The organism is Pseudovibrio sp. Alg231-02, assembly GCF_900143565.1.
Taxonomy (GTDB): domain Bacteria; phylum Pseudomonadota; class Alphaproteobacteria; order Rhizobiales; family Stappiaceae; genus Pseudovibrio.
Window position 1 is genome coordinate 837,819 of record NZ_FREX01000002.1, and the last position, 9,337, is coordinate 847,155.

The window sequence follows — 9,337 nt, forward strand, 5'->3', positions numbered from 1 at the left end:
CCTATGACATCTAATCTATTTTCGACACAAGTTGACTTGAGCAGTGGTCCAGTTGCACCGCTTGCCATGCCAGTGCAGGACCTTTCTGCAGATGATAGCTGGCTTGTTCTGATCTGGCGTCGCATGCGGTTTGGGCGCAGCTATTCTGCGCTTCCTTCCAAACGGACGCGCTTGCAAAAAGCCATCTCTACCTTTTCGGAGCGGTAATCCATGGATAAGCCGTTTCGCGACGGGGTAGGACACCGCCGGGCTGCGGCTTTCGTCTTCTGCCTGGCGTTGTCCCTCAGCTTTACAGGGCTGTTTTATGCAGCTTTGAGTGCTGACTATCTTAATATCTATGAGGTTGTTCGGATTGTGCTGCTGTTTGTCAGCACCCTCTGGCTTTCCTGGGGCGGAGCAACCGTTCTGCTGGGTTTGCTTTATAGTCGCTCTGTTCAACCTCTTGAAACAGATCCGCGATCTTTGCCTGCTGCTGGCACCGCGATCCTCATGCCAATCTACCATGAAGATGCACCGGAAGTTGCCGCTCGTCTTGCTGCGATGATGGATGATCTGCGCGCTAACAATGCAACACACTTGTTTCACTGGCATGTGCTTTCTGACAGCCGTGATGAAGAGATTGCGGCAGTGGAAGAGCAAGTGGTGCGTCAGCTGGTTGCCCGCTATCCTGAACAGAAGATCTTTTATCGTCGCCGGGCTGACAACCATGGCCGCAAAGCGGGCAATGTTGCTGAGTTTGTGCAGCGGTGTGGTGGTGCCTATCGTTATATGGTGGTGCTGGATGCTGACAGCTTGATGCGTGCCGACACGTTGGTGCACATGGTTGGACGCATGGAAGCCGAGCCCAATCTTGGGCTGTTGCAAACCGTACCAATGCTTGTTGGCCTGAAAAGTTATTTTGGCCGCAGCATCATGTTTGCCTCTGGCATGTTTGGCCGGTCCTTTGCTTTTGGCCTTGCAGCGATGCAGGGCGAATGCGGACCATTTTGGGGGCACAACGCGATTATTCGCACACGTGCGTTTGCTTCTAGTTGTGGTTTGCCGGAGTTGGATGACACCGCGGCATTTGGCGGGCACATATTGAGCCACGACAGTGTTGAATCTGTGCTGTTGGCGCGTGCGGGCTGGCAGGTGGAGTGTGATCCACGGATTACTGGCTCCTATGAAGCCGCACCTGAGAATATTCTGGGCTATGCCGCGCGTGATCGGCGTTGGTGTCAGGGCAACTTGCAGCATTCCCGCGTGGTTGGGGCTCGTGCTCTGAAGCCCTGGGGCCGGTTCTCTCTGATACTTGGCATTATGTCTTACCTGAGTTCGCCGGTCTGGGCTGCGTTTCTTCTGGCAAGTTTGTTTGCGCCTTTGGATCTTCCTGTGCTGCAGGCCTACACCTTCCAGAACCACCTTCCGGTTCTTGGCCACATTCCGATGAGTGCGGCTTATGAAGGGGCAGCTTTGCTCTTTGGTGTGGTTGCCTTGCTGGTGTTGCCGAAAACACTCGTTGTTTTGAAAGAAGTGTTTTTGGGCGTAGAGAACACCTCTCGCAAAGGCATACTGGGCGGTTTTGTGGAGCTCATCAGCTCTGCGGTGTTCGCACCGGTTTTGATGGTGTTTCAGTGCCGCTCTGTCTTTGAGGTTCTGATGGGCCGGGACAGCGGCTGGACCAATGCGCACCGCGATGCGGGCCGCTTGCCTTTGCTGGACTGCCTCAAATCTGTCTGGTGGGTGAGTGTGATTGGTGCGATGGCCATAGGGCTGAGCTGGATTGGCGAAGCCTCTCTCTGGCTTTGGGTGATGCCGGTTGCTCTGCCGATGTTGCTGGCGCCGTTCATCATCTGGGCAAGCTCTTACAATGTGGGCAGCCGGGCTGCTGAACGTTTGGGTTTTGTGCTTTCCTCTGACCAGGAGGGGGCTGCGCAATTGCTCGCTCATGTGGAAAAATACTCCGCAGATCTCAGGGTATAGACGGCTAATTTGTGCTTTGAGGGCCACATCCACCAGCTGAACCGCTGGGATGTGGCCCTTCTTATATCTGCTGGTGTCTCTCCGACTTAAGCTTTCGGTCCAAGCCTCTGATGGGGATGCAGTGATGCCGGAAGAGACAGTTTCAACCCGATTTTGGTGGCGTCCCGCAGGCGTCTTTGTTCTGGTTGCAGGGTATTTGCTGCTGCATCTGGTTCTACGTGGCTATTTCTCCCCCACACTCAGCACGGATGACATGTTTGAGAACGTGTTTGTGCAGGAGTTGAAGCTTGGCTACCAAGTGCGTCAGCCTCCGCTTTATGAGTGGATGCTTTATGGGGTTCAGAAGGTCTTTGGGCCGACGATCTGGAGCTTTCTGGTTCTCAAGTATGCGCTGGTGCTGTGTTTTGCGCTGTTTCTTTATGGCGTTGCGCGGCAGGCCATTCCCAATGCAAAGCTGGCGGCGCTTGCCGTGTTTTCCTATGTGGCGCTCTATCAGATTGGCTTCAACCTGCATGAGGGGGTGACGCATACTGCTGTGCTGATGGCGGCTTCTGCGGCAACGGTTTACTGCTTCCTCTGGCTTTTGAGGGAGAAGACGGTGACTGCGGCTGTGTGTTTGGGGCTCGCAGTTGGGTTTGGAATGCTTTCCAAGCACTCTTACGTGCTGGTGCCGGCTGCTGTTTTTCTGGCAGCGCTCAGTGATGGGCATTGGCGCAAGCAGGTGCGGCTTCCGATGTTGGTCGTTGCTGGTGTGATCGCGGCTGCGGTGTATTCGCCCTATCTGTACTGGGTCATGACTGGCGAACAGGCCCTTGTTGGTTCCGCGTTGACTGTAATGCGTGAGGGAGAGCAGGGGGCGGGTTTTGCCCGCGTTGTGACAGGTGAGCTGCGACTGCTGGTGAGTGTGCTCGGGTTCTCCGTCCCGTTTTTACCACTGGTGCTGCTGCTGTTTTTCCCGGCGCTGTTTCGCGGCGCAAAAGCAGGGGGGACTGATCCAGATGTGCAGCAGGTTGGCAGGTTGCTTCAACGGGCATTGCTTGTTTCTCTGGCTCTGGCGTTTGTGGGCGTGTTGGCCAGTGGGGCGCAATACATCAAGGAACGGCACATGCATCCAGTGCTGCTCTTGCTGCCCATCGTGATGTTTACCCTCATTTCCCAGAGGCGCTACTCGCCAAGGTCGGTGAAGATCTACAGCAGCGTGCTGGCCCTGCTTGTTCTTGTGGTGCTTGGCATCCGCATCTCCGGCTTCCTCGCTCCAGACAAGAAGATGTGCGGTGGCTACTGCCGGCATATGAAGCCCTACGAGGAGCTAGGGGAGCAGCTCAAGGCGCAATTCCCGGAAGCTGCGCAAGCGACGATTGTCTCACTGGATGAATACACCGGGGGAAACCTGCGCGTTACCCTGCCAGATGCCCGGCACATCATCCAAAGTTTCCAACCGAGCACCCAGCAACGACAAGACTGCTTCGTTGTCTGGGATATGGGAGACAACGGCGCACAACGCGGCATGCAGGCAGCCTTGACCAGCAGTGGTTTCGCACCTGGCAAAGCACCCGCAAACCGAAATACTTTACATTCAAATCAGATAGATGTGAGTTGGCCTCATTTGTGGAAGAAGGATAACTTCCGTAAAACCACATTCGGCGTCGCGAAGATTGATCGCGATTCTGAAATTTGCCGCTAACTCATATTGGGTGTTTTGATGCTGAAGATACGTGTTGCCAAAGACGAAGACATTGAGGCTGTAGTGCAGATGATGAATGGAGGAGCTTCCTCCCAGCGTGTTCATCTGGAAAACGGGGAGACCGACACATATAAGCCAGCGTTTCACGCGATCCAGCAATGCCTTAATACCGATATCTATGTGGGTGAGACAGATACGGGTGAGGCGGTTGCGACTTTTCAGCTGACTTACGTGAAGGGTCTTGCCTTCAACGGCAAACCGCGTGGTCAAATTGAGAGTATGCATACTCGCGCTGACATGCGTGGCCAGGGGATCGGGCAGGAGATGCTTGCCCACGCGGTCAAGTTGGCACGTGATAAAGGCTGCTGTATGGTGCAGTTGACCTCAAATAAAGAACGCAGTGGCGCCCATCGCTTTTATACCAGCAACGGATTTGTGCCGACGCATGAAGGCTTCAAGCTTATTTTCTAAGCGTTAACTGGCATGAAAGCCGGATGTTTTCGCCGCAAGCTTCTCGAAATATCTGCATCCCCGAACCGGGGGGATGAAACTTTCCTTTATCCGCCCATTTCAAGTGTTTTCTTACAGGTGATCAAATGGCCGTATCGCAGACCAAACCCATTGAGCTTTATTATTGGCCAACACCGAATGGTTGGAAGATTTCCATCATGCTTGAGGAACTTGATGTTCCCTACGACTTGAAGCTGGTGAACATTGGGCGTGGTGAGCAGTTTGAGCCAGACTTTCTCAAAATAGCGCCAAACAATCGGATGCCTGCGATTGTTGATCCTGAAGGACCGGGTGGTGAGCCGATTTCGATTTTTGAGTCAGGTGCTATCATGCAGTATCTAGGGCGGAAGTTTGAGCAGTTTTATCCATCAGAAGAACGTGCTCGTGTTGAAACGGAAGAATGGTTGATGTGGCAAATGGGCGGGTTTGGCCCCATGCTTGGGCAGAACCATCATTTCCGCGTCTATGCACCCGAAAAAATTGAGTATGCCATGACCCGTTATTTTAACGAGACACATCGGCTGTATGGTGTGCTTAATAAACGGCTTGCTGATCGGGCTTATGTTGCTGCCGGGGAATATACGATCGCAGATATGGCAATATTCGGCTGGTCTCATCGCTGGGAACGGCAGGGAATGGATTTGGAAGAGTTTCCGCATGTAAAGGCTTGGCGCGAACGTTTGTTGGCTCGCTCTGCAGTTGTCAGAGGGTTAAATGTGGGTGACACAGAAGCTAAACCCTCAAATATTGCAGAGGACAAGCAGGCACAATCAGTGCTGTTTAATCAACGTGGATCATAGCCTGACGACATAGCAGTCTCTTCCAGAGCTGTTCGACGTATATGCCTTAGGGGTATCTGCAGAGGAGATTTCCGCCTTCGATCCCTTTTTAGGCCATTTATTCATCACGTCACCGGCACTTTAAGTTGATTTGAACCGGAGGTCTCTCAAACCTAGGCTCACGCAGAATGATAAATTGAAATCACTTGCGAATGGACCTTGGAACTATGCGGGCTCATAAATTCTTCCTGACCTCTCTTATTCTGGCTGTTTGGGCGTTTGCCTCGCCTGTCTCAGCCGCTTCTTTTGAAGACCCTAAGTATAGTCTTGAAGTGAAAGACGAGGCAGGTACTAAAACACTGCGCGATGCTTTCACCAAAGGACCTGCTATTTTGCACTTCTGGGCAACATGGTGCCCGAACTGCCGTGTTGAACTTCCAGCAATGGAACGGTTTGAAGATGAGTTGAAGGCGCAAGGTCTGGATGGTCAATTTGTTGTTGTAGCATTGGAAGATGTTCCGTATGGCCGCATCCAAAGTTTCCTTCAAGATCGTTTGGAACTGGAGCGCTTTACCAGCTATCAAGCCGTTGACATGCAAGCAGTTGGAACCGCATTTCAGGTTGCGGCGATGCCTTACACGCTCTTTATCGATGAAAACGGGGATGTGCTTGGCGGAATTCCGGGATCTCTTGAGTGGGATGCCCCACAGATCAAAGAGACCTTTATTGGTCACCTTCAAGGCAAAGGTACGATCGCCTCTGGTAACTAAGTCTATTTTCCGGGTTTCTGCAGTTTAGAACTTGGAACCCAGGGAAAATTGATTATCCTTTGATACATAAGAGCCCTCTTGCCGGACTACTTAAGCCCGGGCAAGTTTGGGCTCTTTTTCATACGAGTTGAAAGAGCTTCCATGATGATGTCGATTGCGGGGAAAATTTGATCCAGTGGAGTTTCGAACTTGACCATCTGGATGATCCCTTCAAAAGCCATCATAAAATAATGCACCAGATGGTCTATGTCCTCTGGTGCTTGCAGATCGCTTTCAAACTTTACCAGGCGCCGCCGGATCTCGGCTGCCCATTGGAAACGCAATGCGAGGTACTCTTGACCCAGCTCCGGATCAAGCCGACCAATCTCTCCAATGGTGGACCAGTAAAGGCTACCTTCGGTACGGTTTTGCTCCTCGCATAGCTCTGCAAAATCAGTCAGCATCAGGTACATGCAGGAATAAATATCAGCGTACATCGCGGAGCTTGAGCTAACTTGCTGGCTAAATCGCATGAAGTACCAGCGCATAGCCGGGGCGATGAGATCCCGTTCCCCCTCAAATCTTTGGCGCAATAAGTCAGGGGCAATCTGTGCTGCTTCAGCAACTGCGTCGATGCTTGCAGCTTGTCGACCTTTTTCCAAAAGAAGCTGGAAAGCTACTTTGAACACCTGTTCCAACCTGAGAGGCGGAATTAAGTCGTCGGGATTTTTGTTGCTGATCATAAAACCACAGACTCATCCTTAGCATTTCAACCTTAGCAAACTGCGGTAATTGTTGTGCGTCTTCCTGAGTGTCTTCGAGTTCAATTTGGCCTTCGAAGCGAGTATTCAGAGTGCCTGAGCTGTTGTCCTTAGCATAAAGCCGAAAATGATCCGGAAAAGAATGCAGCGAGATATGTTTCAATTTGTTGGGGGTGTCCTAATAGGCAGCTCTTTAAGATGTTTCATCGCAAGGGGCGGCAAGCAGCAGGATTGATTTTATTATTTGAGTTTAGGGCGTTGCCAGATCACATTTTCACAAAAACTCAGGAAGATCTTTTTGCAGCCTGTCATTTTTAGAAGGCCACTGGGCAACAAGTGAATATTGATAGCAATTTCGTATCCACGCCGAGGATCATAACCTTCTGCGTGCCATTTATTTTCTCCAGCTGCCTTTATATTCCAGAGCACCTTTAATCCAAAGACTTTGCGCTTTCGTTTGGTCGTATAGTGATTTCGGAGGTCCAGAATATCTTGCTGACGTTTACCGTCGGGTGGTTTGAAGGACTGAAGCTGCCCACACATGGTCGAACCACATTGTGAGATACTGATAATTGCACCCTTGGTTGTCTGCCACAAACCGTGCAGATCAGAACCTTTGGCTGCTGTCCCCAATGAAGTTGAGAGAAAAATAAAGCCAAAGATGAAACCAGAACGGATCATTCCAACCTGCTTGCTTGATCACCTGCTCAATCTCAGGAGCAGGTGATTAGCTATCATAACAGGCCAGTTTCGGCTTGTTGCCTCTGGGCTTAAGGTAAATTTACTTTGTACGGGTCCAGGTGTCGCCTTTACAGAAGATCAGTACGCAACCCTCAAGTTTCAACTTGTCGCTGGAAACCAGTTCCATTTTGCCGGAGTATGTTTTGCCATCTTCCGCATTGTAAACCTTGCCCTTCCAGCTGTTTTTTCCGCTGGGTTTCATACCCAGAATGGTTCTTGAGCCAATTAAGGACCGATCGCGGAGCTTGGGATCCGGGTTCTCAGTATCCTTACGTGGTTTTTTTAACCAAACAATGTTGCCGCAAAGATTCCCCCCGCACTGGGAGATCTTAATCTTGGCGGTTCCGTTTGCCCTCAGCCAGGTGCCGGTTGCATCAGAGGCAAGGGCTGATGTGGCCAAGCCAATTGAAAGTATCGCTGCCAAGGATGATTTCAATAAGGGTGCTTTCATGGTTCCTCCCAAAACACTGAAGCTTGCTAATAATGGCTTTACCTTATCGTAAAGCTGGGAATGTGCAAGGCAATCAATCAGAGGACTGGACAAGCTCTCTTTGAATTCGATTCGCACAACCTATCAATTCAATCAGTGCGATATCCCTTGGTTTACAGCGTGTCAGAACTGCGTAATTTTTGATTTTAGAGCAGCTTTTTTCGTTTCAATCATGGTTTTTAACCGCCTTTTTAGAGTGTCAAAATCTAATAGTACGCGACGTCAATTAGATTTCGGGGAGGCGTTGGCTTCCTCTTATCTCATGAAAAATTACGAGCAAATCCACACGAGTTCACTGTGTTTTAGGAGAGAGATTTAATGACTGTGTTGCAGTTTGATGGCGTAATTCATCGGCATGTGAAGCAAAACCTATGCGAAGTAGAGTCTCTGTTACGGCGTGGTCTGGATGCGGCATCTGGAAAAGCCGGTGCTTGCGATCTGATCGAAGCCCATAAGTGGTTTAACCTTGCAGCGATGCGAGGTAGTACGCAGGCAGTAAGATATCGTCGTGAGGTATCTCAGGAAATGTCGAATATGGAGATTGCTGAGGCACAACGCGCGGCTAGAGACTGGCTTTCTGTACACTGATATGAATTCTACAGCTTGTCGCGATTGGTATGCGGCAAGCTTATGATCCGAGGCTTTGGGAACCTTCTCCCAAGATAGAGCCGGGGAGACTCGTTTGAGCGAGAGCTGTTTTTTTGAAAAGACAACGTTTGAGCGTCTCCCACATCTAAAGTCAAGAACCCGCTTTCCGCGTTGGTTTTGCGATGTTCGCAGCGGTGCACAAGGCGCTTAACAAATTCATTATTCGATTATCAAAGAACTCGGATTTTACCGATAGTCGGGTTGTCTGTGTTGGTTTTGATAGTGAGGCTTGTTTTGATCTTGGTCCATTCCTGTAATGTTCCCCTTGAGTCTTTGTTGGCGGTGATTTGGTTGCCGAGATTGGGTTGATATTTGGAGTTGGTTTGATTTGAAGGCTTGAGGTGGTTTGAGTTTGGCCGTTTGCTTCGGGTGCTAATGTCGTTTGTGCTTGTCGCATGTTGGACAGGAGTATTTGCGGTGAAGTGCAGGGCTGATGCGAACGCGCTTTTGTCGTGGTGCGTACAGTATCGGGCTAAAACGGAACCTTCTTGTTGTGATGGGTGCGGTGCCGGGTTGAATTGAGCGTTCTCTTGGGTCTGGGTGTGCTGAGTTAAATGTTTGCTGACTTGATTTAAGGTGACGGCTTTACGGTTTGTCCGATGCCGATGCCGATGCCGATGCCGATGCCGATGCCGATGCCGATGTTGTCGTACTGAGTACGGGGATATGTTTTTCTGGAGCGGGAATAGATGTTAGCAGATGGGGAATAAGTTTGCTGCTGAACCTTGCTCTTAGTTGCTTCTTTGGACTGACTAGGTGCGAGGTCTTTTGTAGCCTTGCTTCGCCGTTTGACCTGCTGGTTTTACATAGCAACGTAACATTGCGGGTTTGAACGCAAAAAAACGCAAAACGTCTCAAATCTGGTGTTGTGGTTTTTTGTTGTTGCGCTTTGTGTGTTGGTTTGGCTTTTGGGCTCACGGCTCACGGCTCACGGCTCACGGCTCACGGCTCACGGCTCACGGCTCACGGCTCACGGCTCACGGCTCACGGCTCACGGCTCACGGTTGTAACAC

11 protein-coding genes are annotated in these 9,337 nt (G+C 50.8%); 8 read left to right on the forward strand and 3 right to left on the reverse strand.

Annotation, left to right across the window (positions count from 1 at the left end; translation table 11 throughout):
- The first annotated feature begins 3 nt into the window (after window positions 1–3).
- The 6 genes from DHN43_RS09480 to DHN43_RS09505 all read left to right on the forward strand — a co-directional run bounded on the left by DHN43_RS09480 (window position 4) and on the right by DHN43_RS09505 (window position 5,705).
- Window positions 4–207: a hypothetical protein gene (locus DHN43_RS09480; protein WP_057463442.1), complete on the forward strand. Its 204-nt coding sequence runs from the start codon at window positions 4–6 to the stop codon at window positions 205–207.
- Window positions 208–210: 3 nt separating this feature from the next.
- Window positions 211–1,962 (forward strand): glucans biosynthesis glucosyltransferase MdoH, encoded by a 1,752-nt coding sequence (mdoH, locus tag DHN43_RS09485; protein ID WP_108818404.1) that lies wholly within the window; start codon window positions 211–213, stop codon window positions 1,960–1,962.
- 124 nt (window positions 1,963–2,086) lie between these two features.
- The gene (locus DHN43_RS09490) at window positions 2,087–3,646 is read left to right on the forward strand and encodes an ArnT family glycosyltransferase (protein ID WP_108818465.1); all 1,560 of its coding nucleotides are present in this window, start codon (window positions 2,087–2,089) and stop codon (window positions 3,644–3,646) included.
- Window positions 3,647–3,664: 18 nt separating this feature from the next.
- Window positions 3,665–4,117, forward strand: coding sequence for a GNAT family N-acetyltransferase (locus tag DHN43_RS09495; RefSeq protein WP_108818405.1), 453 nt, complete (start codon window positions 3,665–3,667; stop codon window positions 4,115–4,117).
- A gap of 125 nt (window positions 4,118–4,242) precedes the next feature.
- The gene (locus DHN43_RS09500; protein WP_108818406.1) at window positions 4,243–4,956 is read left to right on the forward strand and encodes a glutathione S-transferase N-terminal domain-containing protein; all 714 of its coding nucleotides are present in this window, start codon (window positions 4,243–4,245) and stop codon (window positions 4,954–4,956) included.
- A gap of 206 nt (window positions 4,957–5,162) precedes the next feature.
- The gene (locus DHN43_RS09505; protein WP_208980809.1) at window positions 5,163–5,705 is read left to right on the forward strand and encodes a TlpA family protein disulfide reductase; all 543 of its coding nucleotides are present in this window, start codon (window positions 5,163–5,165) and stop codon (window positions 5,703–5,705) included.
- A gap of 86 nt (window positions 5,706–5,791) precedes the next feature.
- Here DHN43_RS09505 and DHN43_RS09510 read toward each other — a convergent pair whose 3' ends face one another.
- The 3 genes from DHN43_RS09510 to DHN43_RS09520 form a co-directional block, all read right to left on the reverse strand.
- Window positions 5,792–6,427: a TetR/AcrR family transcriptional regulator gene (locus DHN43_RS09510; protein ID WP_208995091.1), complete on the reverse strand. Its 636-nt coding sequence runs from the start codon at window positions 6,425–6,427 to the stop codon at window positions 5,792–5,794.
- 258 nt (window positions 6,428–6,685) lie between these two features.
- Window positions 6,686–7,126, reverse strand: coding sequence for a DUF2147 domain-containing protein (locus DHN43_RS09515; RefSeq protein WP_108818407.1), 441 nt, complete (start codon window positions 7,124–7,126; stop codon window positions 6,686–6,688).
- 100 nt (window positions 7,127–7,226) lie between these two features.
- On the reverse strand, window positions 7,227–7,586 hold the full coding sequence (locus tag DHN43_RS09520; protein WP_244306685.1) for a DUF2147 domain-containing protein: 360 nt from the start codon (window positions 7,584–7,586) through the stop codon (window positions 7,227–7,229).
- Between DHN43_RS09520 and DHN43_RS27395 the strand changes: the two genes are divergently transcribed.
- On the forward strand, window positions 7,522–7,689 hold the full coding sequence (locus tag DHN43_RS27395) for a hypothetical protein (RefSeq protein ID WP_244306687.1): 168 nt from the start codon (window positions 7,522–7,524) through the stop codon (window positions 7,687–7,689). The genes DHN43_RS09520 and DHN43_RS27395 overlap by 65 nt on opposite strands.
- A 305-nt stretch (window positions 7,690–7,994) precedes the next feature.
- Complete coding sequence (locus DHN43_RS09525) at window positions 7,995–8,264, forward strand: hypothetical protein (RefSeq protein ID WP_063289404.1); 270 nt, start codon at window positions 7,995–7,997, stop codon at window positions 8,262–8,264.
- The last annotated feature ends 1,073 nt before the right edge of the window (window positions 8,265–9,337 follow it).